The sequence below is a fragment of the Shimia sp. MMG029 genome (assembly GCF_027947445.1).
Lineage (GTDB): Bacteria > Pseudomonadota > Alphaproteobacteria > Rhodobacterales > Rhodobacteraceae > Shimia.
The window spans coordinates 81,674-98,553 of sequence record NZ_JAQJIM010000001.1 but is presented as its reverse complement, the minus strand read 5'-3'; the positions used below and the strand labels follow the sequence as shown (position 1 = coordinate 98,553).

Sequence of the window (16,880 nt, the reverse complement as noted above, 5' to 3'; positions counted from 1 at the left end):
CCATGACCTCTGACGCATCCCGGCTTGGGTTCTACCTGCTGCTGGCACCAATCCTGCTCTGGCTGGTGCTGCTCATCATCCTGCCCCATATCGGGCTTTTCATCGTCTCCATCAGCGAGAAGGTCGGCCCCCGCGAATATGAATATGGGCTGGGCAACTATGCCGCCTTCTTTGGTGAACCGCTTTATTGGCGCACCTTTGCGCGCACGGCGATCATGTCCATTCTCGCCACGGCGCTGACGCTGGTGCTGGGCTTTCCGATTGCCTACTACATCGCAAAACTCACCAAAGGGCGCACCAAAACCACGCTATTTCTGATGTGCATGATCCCTTTCTGGGTGTCTGAGCTTGTGCGCACCTTCGGCTGGATGATCCTGCTGCGGGAAACCGGTGTGTTCTCCAACCTGCTGCAATCGCTTGGCTTGGCCAGTGGCGGGGTAGAGATGCTTTATAATGACGCCGCCATCATGGTCGGCCTTGTCTACACATCCATCCTCTTCATGGTGGTGCCGCTTGTCACCACGCTCGACAGTCTGGACGACAGCCTGATTGAGGCCGGCTATGACCTTGGAGCCAACAGCACATCCATCATGCGCGAGATCGTCATTCCCCACGCCATGCCCGGCATCGTGTCGGGCTGTATTGTCGTGTTCATGCTGTCCCTTGGCAACTATCTCACCCCGATCCTTCTGGGTGGCAAAGACAGCCTCTGGTTCACAGGCATGATCTACACACAATTCATCACCCGCTTTAACTGGGAACTGGGCGCGGCCTTTGGCTTCCTGCTGCTCGCGCTGTCCTCGCTTGTGGTGTTTGTCGGCCTGAAACTCTCCGGTCAGTCACTTTCTGAAACGATGGGGCGGTCATGATTCCAACGATTTCCCAACCCTGGTTCACAAAATGGGCCTACCGCGCCTATGTCGGGCTGTTTTTCGTCTACCTCGCTCTGCCGCTCGCGGTTGTCTGTGCCTTTGCCTTCAACAACAGTGTGTTCCCTGCCCTGCCGTGGGAAGGCTTCACCATGGCGTGGTTCTTTGGCACCGAAGCCCCCTTTGTCGGCGTCTTTCATGAACGCGCGATCCTGCGCTCGATCGGCACCTCTGCCTTTGTGGCCGCATGGGTCTCGGCCCTCGCGGTCACAGTCGGCACCTGCAACGCGTTTCTGTTTGTGCGTCACGACTTCCGCGGCAAAGCTTTGCTGTACATGCTGATGCTCTTGCCGCTGATCATCCCCGGCGTGATCCTAGGCATTTCGATCCTCGTGTTCTCAAGCTCCATAGCCAACACGCTCGAAGACGCGACTGGCCTCTGGTTTGACGGGCTGCGCCCCGGCCTGCCGTTGGTGATCCTTGGTCAGTTCTCCTTCATCACAACCTTTGCGACGCTGGTGATCTCCGCCCGCCTGCAGAAGTTTGACGCAAGCCTGGAAGAAGCGGCGCTGAACCTCGGGGCCAGCAAATGGGGGGCGGTGCGCCAGATCACCCTGCCCTTCCTGCTGCCCGCGATTGTGGCCAGCGCGGTTGTGTCGGTGCTCATGAGCTTTGAGAACTTCAACACCACGCTCATTCTGGTGGGCTCCGACTCTCCGCTCACGATCACCATGTTTGACAAGCTCAAACAAGGCTCCACGCCGGTGCTCAACGCGGTGTCGCTGCTGCTGATCATCGCCTCTGCAATACTGGGGCTCCTGTCGCTGGTTTTCCAGAAGTCACGAGATCGCTAAACAAATCCGAAGGGGGACATGCGCCCCCTTCCCCTTTTGCAGAGCCTGTGCCATCACTGCGCCCCATGGAACTGCACGCACTGGCTTTTGATCACGCCCCTGTGGGGCTTTGCATTCTGCAAAACCGCATCATTTCGCGGGCCAACCTGCGCTTTGCAGAAATGTTCGGCCTGACCGCCGAAGACTGCTCTGCCCGCTCCATCGCCGAGTTTTACGCCTCTCAAGAGGATTTCCGCACCATCGGGGAACGTGTGTATTCGGCCATCGCGGATACCGGCCGCTACAGCGACGAGCGCGTCATGCGCCGCACCGACGGGACCCTGTTCTGGTGCCGTGTGCGCGGCCAGTCCACCTCGCCGGACAATCCGTTTCAGAAAAGCGTCTGGTCCTTTGCCGATCTATCCGAGGACCGCCCGGTGGTGGAACTGACACAGCGGGAACGTGAAGTCGCCATACTCACCTGTCGCGGCATGACGTCAAAAGAGATCGGGCTGGAGCTCGCGCTCTCTTATCGCACTGTCGAAGAATACCGCGCCCGGCTGCTGCGCAAATTCGGCGCGCGCAAGCTCGCAGAGCTTGTGGCCAAACTCGCAGGCATGCCGCTTTAGGGCGCAATACAGGCTTTCTTGGTCAAAAATGACCTACAGGGGCTTAAAATCCCCCCCATTTCCCCCCATCTGACAGGCCAGTTCAGCTTTCCTAGGGGGCGCTTTTTCTCTATAAGCGCCGCAGGGGAAACCAGAATAAGACTCAACCGCGCCCCGCGCGAAGAGGATAGAAAACGTAAATGAGCAACAAAAATCACGACTCCGATGTGGCCTTTATCTCTGCACTGGCGGAGCTTCTGCGCGATAATGACCTGACCGAGCTGGAAGTCATGCGCGAATATGGCGAAGACGACAGCCTGAACGTGCGCGTCAGCCGCCAGACCCAAGTGGTCGCTGCACCGGCCCAAGTCGCCGTGGCCGCGCCGGCCGCCGCACCCGCTGCTGCGCCAGCCGCAGCCCCAGCCGCCGCAGCACCTGCCGCTGCACAAGACGATCCTGCCAGCCATCCGGGCGCTGTGACCTCGCCAATGGTCGGCACCGTGTATCTTGCACCAGAGCCCGGCGCCGCCTCCTTCGTCAGCGTCGGTCAGTCCGTCAGCGAAGGCGACACCCTGCTGATCGTCGAAGCGATGAAAACCATGAACCACATCCCGGCGCCAAAATCCGGCACCGTGAAGCGCATTCTGGTGGGCGATGGCGATACCGTGGAATACGGCGCGCCGCTGGTGATCATCGAGTAAGGATCCCCCAATGTTTGACAAAATCCTGATCGCCAACCGCGGAGAGATCGCCCTGCGCGTGATCCGTGCGTGTCGCGAAATGGGCATCAAATCCGTCGCGGTGCATTCCACCGCCGATGCGGATGCGATGCACGTGCGCATGGCGGATGAGGCGATCTGTATCGGCCCTGCGCCGGGCACAGAGAGCTATCTGAACATGGCCTCCATCATCGCCGCCTGCGAAGTCACTGGCGCACAGGCGATCCACCCGGGCTATGGCTTCCTGTCAGAAAACGCGAACTTCGTGCAAATCGTCGAAGATCACGACCTGACTTTCATCGGTCCGACCGCGGAACATATCCGCGTCATGGGCGACAAGATCACCGCCAAAGACACGATGATCAAACTCGGCGTGCCTTGCGTACCGGGCTCTGACGGGGGCGTGCCAGATCTGGCTGCTGCCAAGAAGCTTGGCGAAGAGATGGGCTATCCGGTCATCATCAAAGCCACCGCCGGTGGCGGCGGGCGGGGCATGAAAGTGGCGCAAACCGCAGCTGACATGGAAAGCGCCTTCATGACCGCACGGGCAGAGGGCAAAGCCGCTTTTGGCAACGATGAAGTCTACATCGAAAAGTACCTGACCACCCCGCGCCACATCGAAATTCAGGTGTTTGGCGACGGCAAAGGCAATGCCGTACATCTGGGCGAACGTGACTGCTCCCTGCAGCGTCGTCACCAGAAAGTGTTTGAAGAGGCTCCCGGCCCCTCTATCACCCCAGAAGAGCGCGCCAAGATCGGTAAGATCTGTGCGGATGCGGTTGCCAAGATCAACTACATCGGCGCGGGCACCATCGAGTTCCTCTATGAAAACGGCGAGTTCTATTTCATCGAAATGAACACCCGTCTTCAGGTGGAACATCCGGTCACCGAAAGCATCTTTGGTGTGGACCTTGTGCGCGAGCAGATCCGCGTCGCCGCTGGTCAGCCGATGTCCTTCGGTCAAGATGATCTGGAGATCAACGGCCACTCCATCGAAGTGCGTATCAACGCTGAGAAACTGCCGGATTTCGCGCCGCGTCCCGGTAAGATCACAGCCTTCCACGCGCCCGGTGGCCTTGGCGTGCGCATGGACAGCGCACTCTATGATGGCTACTCCATCCCACCTTACTATGACAGCCTGATCGGCAAGCTCATCGTGCATGGCCGCGACCGTGCAGAGGCGCTCGCGCGACTGGAGCGTGCCCTTGGGGAGCTGATCATCGACGGGATCGACACCACCACGCCCCTGTTCCATGCACTTCTGCAGGAAAAAGACATCCACACCGGCGAATATAACATTCACTGGCTGGAAAAATGGCTCGAAACCAATTTGGTAGAGGGCTGAGCGCACATGGGCGCGCATCATGTCTGAGGTCACGCCAGACCTCTTGATGCGCGCCTATGGCATGGGGGTCTTTCCCATGTCCGAAAACCGCGATGACCCGGATATTTTCTGGGTAGATCCCATCCGCCGCGGCATCTTTCCTCTTGATGGATTTAATGTCTCCCGCAGCTTGGCGCGGCGCATCCGGCGTGGCCGCTATGATGTGTCCCTGAACGCTGATTTTGAGGGCGTGCTCTACGGCTGTGCAGATCGCGATGAGACTTGGATCAATGCGCAAATCCATCAGCTCTATATGGATCTGCACCAGCGCGGACAGGCCCATTCACTGGAGATCTGGGACGGCCCGCGCCTCGCAGGCGGCATCTATGGCGTCACCCTTGGCGCGGCCTTCTTTGGCGAAAGCATGTTTTCGCGCGCCACCGATGCGTCCAAAGTCGCGCTGGCTTTTCTGATCGAACACCTGCGCCGTTGTGGCTTCACCCTGTTTGACACCCAGTTTCTCACTGAGCACCTCGCCTCACTGGGCGCCATCGAAGTGCCACGGGCTGACTATCATAAGATGCTTACATGGGCACAGCGTCAGGACGCGGACATCACCGCTCACTCGTTGCCTTCCGCCTCAGAGGTGCTCGCCTCAGCCGCCTTACAGCGCAAGACCCAGACATCATAACGTGGATGATCCAGCGCGCTCAGCGCCGGAGAGCTGGCAATCATCCAGCCCTGAAAAAGGTTCTCCCCTGCGCCTTTGTCCTCAAAGACGGAGACAAACGCATAGGCTTCGCCGGTCGGGTTCTCGCTGGGATGGCGGCATTGCGCCATATCCACCCGCAGGGTGCCAAAATTGACGCTATAGCCATTCTGCAGCTCGAAGTCCGCCACCTGCCCCGTCAGCTTATCAAGCCCCCGCAGCATGGCGCTTTCCCCGACTGTGGCCGCCACAACGGTTTCGCTCGTCACATCGCCTAAGGGGATCTCAAGCGGCTCATAGCGCAGCGGCGCAATCTCAAGCATCTCGATCTCAATGTCCTGCGCCATCACAGGCGTCGAGACAAAGGCCGTCGCCGCACCCAACCCCAGTGAAACGCTCAGTCCAAGCGCCTTAACCGCTTTTTGCATATCAGCTCTCTCCGCTGCCGCTGACAAACTTCAACAGAAGCGAAATCAGGCTGACAGAGCCCTGCGTGTCTTCGATCTCGTCACCGGCTTCAAAATTGAACGGCGACCCACCGGGCAGAATTTCCACAAAATTTCCGCCCAGCAGCCCTTCAGAGGAAATCACAACCGCGCTGTCATCGGGCAACTCAATGCCATTGGCCACGTTAAACGTGGTGGTCGCCCGGAATGTCGCAGGATCCAGATCAACATCGGTCACTGTGCCGATTTTCACGCCTGCCAGACGCACGTCCGTGCCCACGCTGACGCCCTCAATTGAGCGGAAGGATGCGGTCAGCCCATAGCCCCCCGTATCGCCGCCCACATTGGAAAACTGCGCGCCATACAGCAGAAAACCTGCCGCCACCGCGACCACAGCCGCGCCTACAAAAGTCTCAGTACGTACCGCCGACATGGGTGTCTTACTCCGGGCTCCAAGCCTCATAATCAGAGCGTTCAACAGGCGCTTTGCCCGTGGCTCTGATCGATCCTGCCGGCGCATAGGCCAAAGCCGAGCCGGTCACATTTTCCTGATGTGGGATTTCCCACGCTTTGTGCGCCAATGGTTTTTCGGAGGGCACCTCGTCAAAGGTCCGGTGCAGCCACCCATGCCAATCCGCACTCACGCGGCTGGCTTCAGCCTCACCATTATAGATTACCCAGCGCTTTGAATCATCGGCATTGCGGTAATAGACATTGCCCTCAGCATCCTCGCCAACCTTTGTGCCTTTGCGCATCGTATAAAGCTTGGTGTTCAGCGTCGCGCCGTTCCACCAGGTCAATACGTTGTTGATTGTGCTCAGAATGCCCATGGGAGTCTCCGCAAGTACACGTCTCATATGGACCATTTGCCCTCAAAGGTCCAGTCCGCGCAAGCCTGACAACACAGTCAGGCACGCCACGCACCAACAATTCATAGCGGCCGAACGCTATTCGGCCCCCTGTTCACAAAATGTCAGCTTATTGCCGAAGGGATCCGTCAGCTTAAACTGAACGCCCCAGGGCATCTTCTCAAGCTCCGGGCGCACATTCTGAGGATTGCGCGCCAACAATTCATCGCAGAAACCCGCGACCCCCTCCATCGGGACGAAACAGCCGCTCCCCGGCGTTGCGTCCCCAAAGTGCTCGCTCAGGTGGAGCAAACAGCCCGCGCGCGACACCTGCATATACAAAGGAAATCCAGGCTCATGCTGGTGTTGCCAATCCAAGGTAAATCCAAGAAAATCAATATAAAATTTTTGTGCACGGGCTGTGTCAAACACCCGCAAAATCGGAATGGCTGATCGAAGCATCACCTTCTGCACAGGATCAGCCTCCGCTGAGCTTCCCGCCATATGAGCCCCCTATTCTCGCAAGAGTTGCATCTTTTCCTGTCCTCACCAAAGGACAGAGCCACGCAGTTGTCAATCTTGTTGGCAGAGGCTCAGCAAAATCGCAGCTGTCTGTGCAAGAAACAGCCACCCATGCGCGGGGCGAAGCTCAGCGCGCGCCACGCCACATAATCACCAGACCAGACAGCACAATCAGTAGGCTCCCGGCAATCATCATCGCATCAAGCCCCTCGCCAAAGACAATCACACCCAGCGCCACGCCAAACAACAGGCGGCTGTATCGAAACGGCGTCACGGCAGAGACTTCACCTGTACGCATCGCCCGCATCAGAGCGCTATACGCAAACACACCACAGGCCACAGCGGCCACCACAGAAAGCAACGCCATGGGCGGTGGCATGTGAAACGGCTGTTGCTCCCAGAATTGACCATAGAGCGCACCGGCAAGCACAATCGCAAGAAACCCATAAAGCCCCAGCACAGCCGTCCCCAGGCTCGCAGGCGCCGCCCGGCTAGCCAGATCACGCCCGGCAAACCCAAGCATGCCGACCACGGCCAAAAGCGACAACAGCGTGAAACTATCCCCGCCGGGGCGCACCACCAGCACGACACCCAGCAGCCCAATCACAATCGCCAGCCAGCGCCGCCAGCCCACCTGCTCGCCCAGCACCAGCGCCGCAAAGGCCACCACCACAAGTGGCGTGGCCTGCAGGATCACGGTGGTCGAAGACAACGGCGTCAGCGCCAGCGAAAGCGTGAAAAACAGTCGCCCAAACACCTCAAAAAACACCCGAACCCGCATCGGGCGCGACAGCACTTCCTTGGGGGCCAGCGGCTGCCCTTTGGCGCGCAACCACAGGGCAAACACCATAGCCCCACCTGCGCCAAACAGCACCATCACCTGCGCAATCGGCAGGCTTTGGGCGGCGGCCTTCAAGAAAGCATCCTCCACCGCAAACCCAGCCATGGCGGCGATCATAAACAGGCTACCAAGCCGGTTGGCGGCGCGATCCGTGGCAATATGTGCGGTCATGGTTCGGGCTTTCTGTCAGCGTCAGGCAGAGAGGCGCGCGGTGACTTCGATCTCAATTTTCATAGCCGCTTCCATCAGATCGGCAATCACCATCGTCGCCGCCGGCTTGGCCTTGGCAAAGACCTCACTTGTCACCGGCCAGCATTTCTCAAAATCGCTGCCATCGGGCAGAATATAGGTCACCCGCACCACATCATCGAGGCTGCTGCCCGCCTCCTCAAGCGCCTTGCCAATGGTGGCCAGCGTATTGCGACACTGATCCACCACATCTTCGGGCAGGGTCATGGTGGCGTAGTCATAGCCTGTTGTGCCCGACACAAAGACCCAACCACCCGCCACAACCGCGCGGGAATAGCCGATTTTCTCTTCAAATGGGGATCCGGTGGAAATGTGGCGGACAGACATGATGCGCTCCTGAATATTTGTTCAAGTCAGACATCCTCCGGTAGAAGGGCGCTGTCAATGGCCCCCGCCACAAACGTGACAGGAGACCGCGCGCAGGCTCAGCGTTTCCAGAACCCTTTGGATTTCGGCTTATGCCCCTGAAGGTGCTTTTTCAGCTCGGTGTAGCCACCAATTTTCTTACCATCGATGAAAATCAGCGGGGTTGTGGTGATGTGATGCTTGTCTTTAAACGCATCCGTTTCCCGCCGCGTGCGCAGGATATGCTCTTCAATCTCAAACTTCTCCCGCTTGAGCAGGTCACGCGCGGCGGTGCCATAGCCACAGGTGTAATTGGGCAGATCCATGCGATAGAGTACGGCTTTGGGCATTTTCGTGGTCCTTTGTTAGCGCGCCCGATATTGGGTGCCGCACCCGCAAAGGCAACCAGCCACCCGCTCACATTTGCGTGGGCGCTGCCTTCTCATTCGCCAAATATCCTGGGGTGAATGCGCGCTGAGCGCGCAGAGGGGCAAAGCCCCTACGCTAAGCGCTTCACATCACTGCTAAACAAAAAGGCGCCCCAACCGGAGCGCCCTTTCAAAATCCATTGCAGAATTCCTCAGCCCGCCGTCGCTGGCTCTTTCTCCGCTTCGCCGTGGATCATCAGCGGCGCGGCCTGTGTGGTTGCGGCTTCTTCGTTCACCACAACCTCGGTCACGCTCTCCTGACCCGGCAGCTCAAACATCGTGTCAAGCAGGATCTCTTCGAGGATGGAACGCAGACCACGAGCACCGGTCTTGCGCTCAATCGCGCGCCGCGCAATCGCTTTCAGCGCCTCATCGGTGAAGGTCAGCTGCACGTCTTCCAGCTCAAACAGACGCTGATATTGTTTCACCAGCGCGTTCTTAGGCTGTGTCAGAATGATCACCAGCGCGTCTTCGTCCAGATCTTCCAGCGTTGCCAGAACCGGCAGACGGCCAACAAATTCCGGGATCAGACCAAATTTCAGCAGATCTTCCGGCTCCAGATCCTGGAAGATCTCGCCCACACCGCGCTCGTCATTGTCACGCACATCCGCGCCAAAGCCCATCGCAGAGCCTTTGCCACGCTGTGCAATGATCCGGTCGAGCCCCGCAAAGGCCCCGCCACAGATGAACAGGATATTGGTGGTGTCCACTTGCAGGAATTCCTGCTGCGGATGTTTGCGGCCGCCCTGTGGGGGCACAGAGGCCACAGTTCCTTCCATCAGCTTCAGCAGCGCCTGCTGCACACCCTCGCCAGACACGTCACGTGTGATCGACGGGTTCTCGGATTTGCGCGTGATCTTGTCGACCTCGTCGATGTAAACGATGCCACGCTGCGCGCGCTCCACGTTATACTCGGACGCCTGCAAAAGCTTCAGAATGATGTTCTCGACATCTTCGCCCACATAGCCGGCTTCGGTCAGCGTGGTGGCATCCGCCATGGTGAAGGGCACATCCAGAATGCGCGCCAGCGTCTGCGCCAACAGCGTCTTACCGCAACCTGTTGGACCGATCAGCAGGATGTTGGATTTCGCCAGCTCAATATCCCCACCCTTCTGGGCGTGGTTGAGGCGTTTGTAGTGGTTGTGCACCGCCACAGACAGAACCCGTTTGGCAACCGCCTGACCGATCACATAATCGTCCAGCACGTCGCAAATCTCGCGCGGCGTTGGCACCCCTTCAGAAGACTTCAGCCCACTGGCTTTTGTCTCTTCGCGGATGATGTCCATGCAAAGTTCGACACATTCGTCACAAATGAAAACGGTTGGCCCCGCAATCAGTTTGCGCACCTCGTGCTGACTCTTGCCACAAAAGCTGCAGTAAAGAGTATTCTTGCTGTCACCACCGGATGTGTTCGACATGTCTTCCCTTTCAGGCCCAAAACTACGGCCTCAGTTCCTGAGGCCACCGCTTCAGCCAGCTTAGGACAGGCAGAAAGCGGGTACAATGCGAAAGTGCCCGGTGAAGATCATGCCCCACCGGGCAGCTGTTTTATTTCTCTTCGTCGTCGCCTTTGGCGCGGTTTTCGACAATCTCGTCGATCAAACCCCACTCTTTGGCCTCTTCCGGGCTCATGAAGTTGTCACGCTCAAGCCCCTGCTCCACCTCTTCATAGGTGCGGCCGGTGTGCTTCACGTAAATTTCATTGAGGCGCTTCTTCAGCTTCAGGGTTTCTTCGGCGTGGATCATGATGTCCGTCGCCTGACCCTGATAACCGCCAGAAGGCTGGTGCACCATCACGCGCGAGTTGGGCAGGGAAAAGCGCATGCCCGCTTCACCGGCGGTCAGCAGCAAGGAGCCCATGGAGGCCGCCTGACCAATAACCAGCGTGCTCACTTTCGGCTTGATGTACTGCATGGTGTCATAGATCGACAAGCCAGAGGTCACCACACCGCCGGGGCTGTTGATGTACATGCTGATCTCTTTAGAAGGATTTTCCGCCTCAAGGTGCAGAAGCTGCGCCACGATCAGCGAGGACATGCCGTCATGCACGGGACCGTTAAGGAAGATGATGCGCTCTTTCAGCAGGCGCGAGAAAATATCATAGGCGCGCTCACCACGGCTGGTCTGTTCCACAACCATGGGCACAAGGGTGTTCATATAAGTCTCAAAAGGGTCTTTCATATCGCCTGCCTGTTGATCGCTTCGGCCCGACCGTCGGACCCTACCAAGAGAGTCTTAGTGGTGGGTTCGGAGGGCTGCAAGGCCACCTAAGGATTTTTGAGTTAAAGCGGGGTAAAGGTGGGGGCCGAAAGCACAACCGAAAGAGGTTATTGATCAGCCTCGTTCGAATGCGCCACCCTATGCCACAGCTGCTCCTTGGCAGCACCCAACTGACCAGCAGCGACCTAGGCCGCAAGTTCGCGAGAGGCGAACTGCAACCCCTTATGCCAAAGCTGTGCTTTGGCAGCGCCCGAACCGCCCCCACGGGGCGGGCGCACGGCCTTTACAACAAAGGCCCGGTCAATAATGTCACACTTAAGGAGAACACTTAATGTCGACAAATGAGCAAAACGATTCAAAAGAAGCCGACGATCTTATTATTGATCCCGAAGAATTTTTCCACCTACTACCTCCCACTTATCAATCCGCCGCATTAGCTTGGAAAGACAAGGGTGTCGCGGCGCTTCATAGCGCGGACAAACAATTGATGGCGCTTTCGCTTCTACTTCAAGCCACGTCCACTTCGGCCAGCCTGAGCTACATCTACAAACGCCTCTGCAATGCAAAGTTTGAAGCGACAACCGACGGAATGATGGAGCAAATCATGCTAACAACAGCGTTCGCTGTTACCTATGCCCGGCTATTTGCAAACGGAAAAGGGGCATATCGCCTCAAAAGCAATCTAATTCCTAAAAGCCTGAAGCCTGCCCACGAAGAACTTATTGATCTTCGGAACAAAAGATATGCTCACAACGACACACACGGCTGTGTCGAACAGCAACTAAGTTATCAGTTCGACGGGTTTCAATTTTCCGTCCATGCGGAAACAAGCATAGGCTTTCATGTAGGTGGAAAAAAAGAATGGGGAGAACTAGTCGAACTCATCGATAATCATATGCATGAACGACTTATGAGCCTACTCAAGAAACTTGAAGAACAAACTGGGTTTAAATGGACCTTTCCAAACGGGCCCGCGCCTGACTGGCTTCGCTAGACAATCGTCTACAATTGGACAGACTCACAAACAGCAAAGAGAACATTTAGAATGCGCCCCTTCGACGAGATCTTCGCCATCGCCGCCGACCGCAAAGGCGGCCCTGCGGCGCTTGAAACCCAACTGACCAAACCCAAATCCGCCGAGGAGCTCGCCCAAATCCCCGAGGACCGCTGGCTTGCCCAATTCACCAAAGGCGTGTTTCAGGCGGGCTTCAACTGGCAGGTCATCGAGAACAAATGGGAGGGTTTTGAAGCCGCCTTCCACGGCTTTGATGTGGACCGCTGCGCCTTTCTGCATGACGAGGATATGGACCGCCTGATGTCCAACACAGACATCGTGCGTAACGGTCCCAAAATCCGCACCGTGATCGAAAACGCCCATTTCATCCAAACCCTGCGCGCAGAGGGTGGCGCGGGCGTGGTGCTCGGCGGCTGGGACTCCCGCGACTACGTTGGCCTGCTCGAATTCATGAAAAAGGGCGGCGCCCGCATTGGCGGCAACACCGGGCAATATGCGCTGCGCTTCCTCGGCAAAGACAGCTTCATCCTGTCCCGCGATGTGGTCGCCCGCCTGATCGCCGAAGGCGTGGTGGACAAACAGCCCACCTCCAAAGGCGCGATGAAAAAAGTGCAGGAAGCCTTCGACATCTGGATGGAGCAATCCGGCCGCAGCCTCACCGAAATCAGCCGCGTGCTGGCGATGAGCGTGTAGGCGCGCGCCTGTCCAAAGCCCGGCCGGGGGTGGGCGCACTCAGCGGGCAACCTGCCCGTTTATGCCAACCAAACACATCCGGTTTCATCACGCTGCCGCGCCCCGTCGCCAAAGCGCCCGCCCTGCGGACGGTCGGGCGCTGCCCCAGCGCCTTCGGCTTGTTCTGGGGCCAAGCCCAGCATCCAACGCAACGCGCCTAGCGTTCACAAACGCCCCTGCCCCAAGATATTGAACCGACGCAATACAGCCGCGTTACCGACGCAATACCGACGTTTCAAACAGGGCAAATCTGCCCCATTAACCTCTTGCGCAACACCGGCCTTCAACCGTCCACCAGCAGCCCGTTTTCCAGCCGCACCACCCGGTCCATCCGCGCTGCCAGCTCCATATTGTGCGTCGCCACCAAAGCCGCCAACCCGGTCTCCCGCACCAAAGTCATCAGCGCATCAAACACCTGATCACTGGTTTTGGGATCAAGGTTGCCCGTCGGCTCATCTGCCAATAAAATCCGTGGTTTATTGGCCAAAGCTCGACAAAAGGCCACCCGTTGCTGCTCCCCACCAGACAGCTCCGCAGGCCGATGATCCGCCCGATGGGCCACACCGACAATCTCCAGCAGCTCACGCCCCCGCGCCAAAGCCTCCGCCTTGCTGACCCCATTGGCCATCTGCGGCAGGGCGATATTCTCTAAGGCACTGAATTCCGGCAATAAATGGTGAAACTGATAGACAAATCCAATGTCCTGCCGCCGCGCCTTTGTGCGCTGTCGATCCGATTTACCGGACAGCTGCTGGCCTCCAATTTCCACCATTCCAGCATCCGGCGCGTCAAGCAGCCCCGCCATATGCAGCAGCGTTGATTTCCCGGCGCCAGAGGGGGCAACCAAAGCCACCATCTCGCCCGCGGTCAGGCTCAGATCTGCGCCACAAACCACGTGAATTTCATTAGCTAAGCTCTTGTTATAAAGCTTTTCTACGCCATTCAGCTTCAGAACAATATCACTCATAGCGCAGCGCCTCTACCGGGTTCATCCGTGCCGCACGCCGCGCCGGAAAAATCGTGACAATAAACGAAAGCCCCAGCGACAGGCTCACCGCGCTCACCACATCCTCCATCTGCAACCGCGCAGGCAGGTGGTAGATATTGCGGATCGACGGGTCCCAGGCTTCTCCGCCCAAGAGTATGTTCACAAAAGAAAAAATCGGGTCGATATAGATCGCGAACAAGCAGCCAAGCGCCACGCCCAACGCCGTGCCAATCACCCCGGTGAAAGCCCCACAGATGAAAAACACCCTTAGAACAGAGCCTTCCGTCAACCCCATGGTACGCAGAATGCCAATGTCGCGCCCCTTGTTTTTCACCAGCATCACAAGGCCCGAAACGATGTTCATCGTGGCAATCAGCACCAGAACGGACAGGATGACAAACATCACATTGTCCTCAACTTCCAATGCGTTAAGGAACCCACCTGAAGCCTGCTGCCAGGTCCAGATCAACGCCCTGTCTCCACCCGCTTGCAACAGAGGCACCGCCATCGCCTCCACATCTTCCGGATCTGCGACCATCACCTCAATCTCATCGGCCACACCGTCCCGTTCAAAAAACAGCTGCGCTTCACCAAAGGGCAGATAAACCCGTGTGCGATCAATGTCGTAACGCCCAGCCGAGAAGATATAGACCACCTCATAGCTGCTCACGCGCGGCGACGTACCAAAGGCGGTTCTGACACCATTGGGGGAAATGATCTTGATCTTGTCCCCAACCAGCACCCCCAGCTCCCGTGCCACGCCAGAGCCGATCGCAATCCCCTCACCATACCGCGCCAAGTCGCCTTCGCTGGTTGCGGGATCCGCAATTCGCGGCAATTCCGCGAGATCCTCAGCCCGCATGCCAAAGACCTCAACGCCCGCATTTCGGCTGCGCTTGCTGGCCATGACTTGGCCCTTCACCAGCGGCGCAGCGCGCGTCACACCGGGCACCGCCTGTATACGCTCAGACATCGCGTCAAAATCGCGGATGGTGCGATCTATCTGACCTGTTTCTGAAATTTCGCCGTGTTGATAGATTGTTACGTGGGCATTGGCCCCCAGTATTGTATCCACAAATTCTGCGCGGAACCCTGCCCGCACCGAAAGCGTAGCAATCAGCGCAAACACCGCAAGCGTGATGCCAATCAGGCTGATCCAGGTCATCACGCTCACGCCGCCTTCGGCGCGCCGTGCACGCAGATAGCGCCACGCAATCATCCACTCAAATCGGGAAAAAGGGGCTGTTGTGCCTGCCATGTCTGCTCCGGGTATTGGTTGAGCGCGACCCTATGAGCCCCCCTTCCAAGGGTCAACCCAGCACCGCACGTCCTTCGGCAACATCCTGCAACGGCTCATGAAATGCCCCGCCTCTTCCGCGTGCACGAAGTATCCCCGCCGGAGGCAAATAAAAACCCCCGCAGACTGGCGGAGGTTTTCAAAACACGGCGCGCCGGAAGGCGCACACTTTATCAAAGCTTACAGCCCAACCACACGGTGGTTCGCGTAAATCTCAATCAGCTTGGCCACAGCCGCTTCTGGCGACAGCTCTTCGCTCTCTCCAGTGCGGCGGCTGGTCAGCTCGACAACGCCATTTTTCAGACCACGTGGACCAACGGTGATGCGCCAGGGCAGACCGATCAGATCCATCGTGGCAAACTTGCCGCCCGCACGCTCTTTCCGGTCATCATAAAGCGGTTCAAGACCTGCAGCGATCAACGCCTTTTCAAGCGCTTCACAAGCCGCATCGGCTTCTGCGTCACCCTGCTTCAGGTTCACAATTCCCGCGTGGAACGGGGTTACACCTTCGGGCCAGATGATGCCTTTATCGTCATGGCTCGCCTCGATGATCGCGCCCAGCAGGCGGCTCACGCCAATGCCGTGGCTGCCCATATGTACAGAGACCTTCTCGCCCTCAGCGGTTTGAACCTGCGCATTCAGCGCGTCAGAATACTTGGTGCCAAAGTAGAAGATCTGCCCCACTTCGATGCCGCGCGCCACACGGCGGCGCTCTTCGGGGATCTCGTTGAACAGCGCCGCATCATGGGTCTCGTCCGTGCGGGCATATTTGGAGGTAAACTCCTCCAGCACGCCCTGACACTGCGCAACGCTATCATAGTCGATCTCACGATCGCCAAAGGTCAGATCGGTCACCGCGCTGTCATAGAACACCTCAGACTCACCGGTTTCGGCCAGCACGAGGAACTCGTGAGTATAGTCACCGCCAATCGGGCCACCATCCGCACGCATCGGGATCGCCTGAAGCCCCATACGCTCATAGGTGCGCAGATAGCTCACCAGATGGCGATTATAGGCGTGCAGCGCATCCTCTTTGGTGAGGTCAAAGTTGTAGCCGTCTTTCATGTAGAATTCGCGGCCCCGCATCACACCGAAACGCGGGCGGATTTCATCGCGGAACTTCCACTGGATCTGATACATGGTCAGCGGCAGATCTTTGTAAGAGCTCACATTGGAGCGGAAGATATCTGTGATCAGTTCCTCTGCAGTTGGCGTATAGAGCATGTCGCGGTCGTGGCGGTCTTTGATGCGCAGCATCTCTTCACCATAGGCATCATAACGCCCGCTCTCTTTCCACAAATCTGCGGACTGCAGCGTTGGCATCTGCATCGGGATATGGCCTGCACGCACCTGCTCTTCATGCACGATATTTTCAATCTTGCGCAGCACTTTGAAGCCCAGCGGCAGCCAGGAATAAATCCCGGCGCTGGATTGCTTGATCATACCAGCGCGCAACATCAGGCGGTGGCTCACAATCTGGGCTTCAGACGGCGTTTCTTTCAACACAGGCAGGAAATAGCGGGACAGGCGCATCTGCAGTTTTCTCCAATAGGGCGGCCCGTTCAGAATGACAGGCCCGCCAAAGTCAGCGTTCGCCATGGGCTAGCCCAATCGGCGACCTGAGGCAAGCCGCGCCGCTCCACCCAACTGGCAATTATCACAAACACCAAAAAACCTGCAAAGCTACCACCAGCTGCGCATCCCCTCGCCCAGCCAGAACACCGGTGAACGGACACCAAAGGTTACACAGGCGCAAAATGGCCGAAGCAAGTCATCAAACGGCGGACCGTTGCTCAATGCCTCCAATTTGCATCAAATATGACGCGTTAGTTATCAAAATTCACCTTGGATTAACTCGAAACGCATTAGATATCTAAGGCAGATTGC

21 protein-coding genes and 1 pseudogene are annotated in these 16,880 nt (G+C 57.8%); 9 read left to right on the top strand and 13 right to left on the bottom strand.

The genetic code is table 11. The features are described from left to right. The first annotated feature begins 2 nt into the window (after positions 1-2). The 6 genes from PJL69_RS00525 (at position 3) to aat (ending at position 5,044) form a co-directional block, all read left to right on the top strand. Positions 3-869: an ABC transporter permease gene (locus PJL69_RS00525; protein WP_209097627.1), complete on the top strand. Its 867-nt coding sequence runs from the start codon at positions 3-5 to the stop codon at positions 867-869. Continuing rightward, entirely contained in the window at positions 866-1,723 is an 858-nt protein-coding gene (locus tag PJL69_RS00520; RefSeq protein WP_209097628.1) for an ABC transporter permease, read from the top strand. Before PJL69_RS00525 ends, PJL69_RS00520 begins: the two co-directional genes overlap by 4 nt. A gap of 65 nt (positions 1,724-1,788) precedes the next feature. Continuing rightward, entirely contained in the window at positions 1,789-2,331 is a 543-nt protein-coding gene (locus PJL69_RS00515; protein WP_271307923.1) for a LuxR C-terminal-related transcriptional regulator, read from the top strand. Between the two features lie 179 nt (positions 2,332-2,510). Then, positions 2,511-3,011 carry an acetyl-CoA carboxylase biotin carboxyl carrier protein gene (accB, locus tag PJL69_RS00510; protein WP_209097630.1) on the top strand — a complete coding sequence of 167 codons (501 nt, stop codon included), beginning with the start codon at positions 2,511-2,513 and terminating at the stop codon, positions 3,009-3,011. Positions 3,012-3,021: 10 nt separating this feature from the next. Then, a complete protein-coding gene (gene accC / locus PJL69_RS00505) occupies positions 3,022-4,374 on the top strand; it encodes an acetyl-CoA carboxylase biotin carboxylase subunit (protein ID WP_271307922.1) in 1,353 nt (450 codons plus the stop codon). Between the two features lie 19 nt (positions 4,375-4,393). Next, on the top strand, positions 4,394-5,044 hold the full coding sequence (gene aat, locus PJL69_RS00500) for a leucyl/phenylalanyl-tRNA--protein transferase (RefSeq protein ID WP_271307921.1): 651 nt from the start codon (positions 4,394-4,396) through the stop codon (positions 5,042-5,044). On the opposite strand, the gene PJL69_RS00495 is transcribed toward aat, so the two are convergent. From PJL69_RS00495 to PJL69_RS00480, 4 genes are all read right to left on the bottom strand, one after another. Further along, positions 4,975-5,490, bottom strand: coding sequence for a DUF2155 domain-containing protein (locus PJL69_RS00495; protein WP_271307920.1), 516 nt, complete (start codon positions 5,488-5,490; stop codon positions 4,975-4,977). The genes aat and PJL69_RS00495 overlap by 70 nt on opposite strands. Before the next feature lies 1 nt (position 5,491). Continuing rightward, on the bottom strand, positions 5,492-5,941 hold the full coding sequence (mlaD, locus tag PJL69_RS00490; RefSeq protein ID WP_271307919.1) for an outer membrane lipid asymmetry maintenance protein MlaD: 450 nt from the start codon (positions 5,939-5,941) through the stop codon (positions 5,492-5,494). A gap of 7 nt (positions 5,942-5,948) precedes the next feature. Then, on the bottom strand, positions 5,949-6,338 hold the full coding sequence (locus PJL69_RS00485) for an NADH:ubiquinone oxidoreductase subunit NDUFA12 (RefSeq protein ID WP_209097634.1): 390 nt from the start codon (positions 6,336-6,338) through the stop codon (positions 5,949-5,951). Between the two features lie 117 nt (positions 6,339-6,455). Further along, on the bottom strand, positions 6,456-6,860 hold the full coding sequence (locus PJL69_RS00480; RefSeq protein ID WP_271307918.1) for a glyoxalase superfamily protein: 405 nt from the start codon (positions 6,858-6,860) through the stop codon (positions 6,456-6,458). Between PJL69_RS00480 and PJL69_RS20310 the strand changes: the two are divergent. Next, positions 6,845-6,892, top strand: a pseudogene (locus PJL69_RS20310) (hypothetical protein); the annotation flags it as partial. The gene PJL69_RS00480 and the pseudogene PJL69_RS20310 overlap by 16 nt on opposite strands. 113 nt (positions 6,893-7,005) lie before the next feature. Here the strand turns inward: PJL69_RS20310 and PJL69_RS00475 are convergent. The 5 genes from PJL69_RS00475 to PJL69_RS00455 form a co-directional block, all read right to left on the bottom strand. Next, positions 7,006-7,890 carry a DMT family transporter gene (locus PJL69_RS00475; RefSeq protein WP_271307917.1) on the bottom strand — a complete coding sequence of 295 codons (885 nt, stop codon included), beginning with the start codon at positions 7,888-7,890 and terminating at the stop codon, positions 7,006-7,008. A 21-nt stretch (positions 7,891-7,911) separates the two neighbouring features. Beyond that, positions 7,912-8,295, bottom strand: coding sequence for a RidA family protein (locus PJL69_RS00470; protein ID WP_271307916.1), 384 nt, complete (start codon positions 8,293-8,295; stop codon positions 7,912-7,914). Between the two features lie 98 nt (positions 8,296-8,393). Next, entirely contained in the window at positions 8,394-8,663 is a 270-nt protein-coding gene (locus PJL69_RS00465; RefSeq protein WP_271307915.1) for a glutaredoxin family protein, read from the bottom strand. A 230-nt stretch (positions 8,664-8,893) separates the two neighbouring features. After that, positions 8,894-10,159 (bottom strand): ATP-dependent Clp protease ATP-binding subunit ClpX, encoded by a 1,266-nt coding sequence (gene clpX, locus PJL69_RS00460; protein WP_271307914.1) that lies wholly within the window; start codon positions 10,157-10,159, stop codon positions 8,894-8,896. 130 nt (positions 10,160-10,289) lie between these two features. Then, positions 10,290-10,922 carry an ATP-dependent Clp protease proteolytic subunit gene (locus PJL69_RS00455; protein WP_209097644.1) on the bottom strand — a complete coding sequence of 211 codons (633 nt, stop codon included), beginning with the start codon at positions 10,920-10,922 and terminating at the stop codon, positions 10,290-10,292. A gap of 370 nt (positions 10,923-11,292) precedes the next feature. On the opposite strand from PJL69_RS00455, the gene PJL69_RS00450 reads away from it, so the two are divergent. Further along, complete coding sequence (locus tag PJL69_RS00450; RefSeq protein ID WP_271307913.1) at positions 11,293-11,955, top strand: hypothetical protein; 663 nt, start codon at positions 11,293-11,295, stop codon at positions 11,953-11,955. Positions 11,956-12,006: 51 nt separating this feature from the next. Further along, positions 12,007-12,669: a DNA-3-methyladenine glycosylase I gene (locus PJL69_RS00445; RefSeq protein ID WP_271307912.1), complete on the top strand. Its 663-nt coding sequence runs from the start codon at positions 12,007-12,009 to the stop codon at positions 12,667-12,669. A gap of 59 nt (positions 12,670-12,728) precedes the next feature. Here PJL69_RS00445 and PJL69_RS00440 read toward each other — a convergent pair whose 3' ends face one another. The 4 genes from PJL69_RS00440 to proS form a co-directional block, all read right to left on the bottom strand. Then, on the bottom strand, positions 12,729-12,851 hold the full coding sequence (locus tag PJL69_RS00440) for a hypothetical protein (protein WP_271307911.1): 123 nt from the start codon (positions 12,849-12,851) through the stop codon (positions 12,729-12,731). A 140-nt stretch (positions 12,852-12,991) separates the two neighbouring features. Then, positions 12,992-13,675, bottom strand: coding sequence for an ABC transporter ATP-binding protein (locus PJL69_RS00435; protein WP_271307910.1), 684 nt, complete (start codon positions 13,673-13,675; stop codon positions 12,992-12,994). After that, positions 13,668-14,954: a lipoprotein-releasing ABC transporter permease subunit gene (locus tag PJL69_RS00430; RefSeq protein WP_271307909.1), complete on the bottom strand. Its 1,287-nt coding sequence runs from the start codon at positions 14,952-14,954 to the stop codon at positions 13,668-13,670. Before PJL69_RS00430 ends, PJL69_RS00435 begins: the two co-directional genes overlap by 8 nt. A 219-nt stretch (positions 14,955-15,173) precedes the next feature. Next, a complete protein-coding gene (gene proS, locus PJL69_RS00425; protein ID WP_271308951.1) occupies positions 15,174-16,526 on the bottom strand; it encodes a proline--tRNA ligase in 1,353 nt (450 codons plus the stop codon). Between the last annotated feature and the right edge of the window lie 354 nt (positions 16,527-16,880).

Excerpts from the sequence above, each read along its gene's own strand:
- PJL69_RS00435 (WP_271307910.1), bottom strand. The coding sequence starts at position 13,675 with ATGAGTGATATTGTTCTGAAGCTGAATGGCGTAGAAAAGCTTTATAAC.
- PJL69_RS00525 (WP_209097627.1), top strand. The coding sequence starts at position 3 with ATGACCTCTGACGCATCCCGGCTTGGGTTCTACCTGCTGCTGGCACCA.
- PJL69_RS00430 (WP_271307909.1), bottom strand. The coding sequence starts at position 14,954 with ATGGCAGGCACAACAGCCCCTTTTTCCCGATTTGAGTGGATGATTGCG.
- PJL69_RS00515 (WP_271307923.1), top strand. The coding sequence starts at position 1,789 with ATGGAACTGCACGCACTGGCTTTTGATCACGCCCCTGTGGGGCTTTGC.
- proS (WP_271308951.1), bottom strand. The coding sequence starts at position 16,526 with ATGCGCCTGTCCCGCTATTTCCTGCCTGTGTTGAAAGAAACGCCGTCT.
- accB (WP_209097630.1), top strand. The coding sequence starts at position 2,511 with ATGAGCAACAAAAATCACGACTCCGATGTGGCCTTTATCTCTGCACTG.
- PJL69_RS00440 (WP_271307911.1), bottom strand. The coding sequence starts at position 12,851 with ATGCTGGGCTTGGCCCCAGAACAAGCCGAAGGCGCTGGGGCAGCGCCC.
- PJL69_RS00485 (WP_209097634.1), bottom strand. The coding sequence starts at position 6,338 with ATGGGCATTCTGAGCACAATCAACAACGTATTGACCTGGTGGAACGGC.
- PJL69_RS00445 (WP_271307912.1), top strand. The coding sequence starts at position 12,007 with ATGCGCCCCTTCGACGAGATCTTCGCCATCGCCGCCGACCGCAAAGGC.
- accC (WP_271307922.1), top strand. The coding sequence starts at position 3,022 with ATGTTTGACAAAATCCTGATCGCCAACCGCGGAGAGATCGCCCTGCGC.
- PJL69_RS00475 (WP_271307917.1), bottom strand. The coding sequence starts at position 7,890 with ATGACCGCACATATTGCCACGGATCGCGCCGCCAACCGGCTTGGTAGC.
- PJL69_RS00495 (WP_271307920.1), bottom strand. The coding sequence starts at position 5,490 with ATGCAAAAAGCGGTTAAGGCGCTTGGACTGAGCGTTTCACTGGGGTTG.
- PJL69_RS00465 (WP_271307915.1), bottom strand. The coding sequence starts at position 8,663 with ATGCCCAAAGCCGTACTCTATCGCATGGATCTGCCCAATTACACCTGT.
- PJL69_RS00520 (WP_209097628.1), top strand. The coding sequence starts at position 866 with ATGATTCCAACGATTTCCCAACCCTGGTTCACAAAATGGGCCTACCGC.
- clpX (WP_271307914.1), bottom strand. The coding sequence starts at position 10,159 with ATGTCGAACACATCCGGTGGTGACAGCAAGAATACTCTTTACTGCAGC.
- PJL69_RS00455 (WP_209097644.1), bottom strand. The coding sequence starts at position 10,922 with ATGAAAGACCCTTTTGAGACTTATATGAACACCCTTGTGCCCATGGTT.
- mlaD (WP_271307919.1), bottom strand. The coding sequence starts at position 5,941 with ATGTCGGCGGTACGTACTGAGACTTTTGTAGGCGCGGCTGTGGTCGCG.
- PJL69_RS00470 (WP_271307916.1), bottom strand. The coding sequence starts at position 8,295 with ATGTCTGTCCGCCACATTTCCACCGGATCCCCATTTGAAGAGAAAATC.
- aat (WP_271307921.1), top strand. The coding sequence starts at position 4,394 with ATGTCTGAGGTCACGCCAGACCTCTTGATGCGCGCCTATGGCATGGGG.
- PJL69_RS00480 (WP_271307918.1), bottom strand. The coding sequence starts at position 6,860 with ATGGCGGGAAGCTCAGCGGAGGCTGATCCTGTGCAGAAGGTGATGCTT.
- PJL69_RS00450 (WP_271307913.1), top strand. The coding sequence starts at position 11,293 with ATGTCGACAAATGAGCAAAACGATTCAAAAGAAGCCGACGATCTTATT.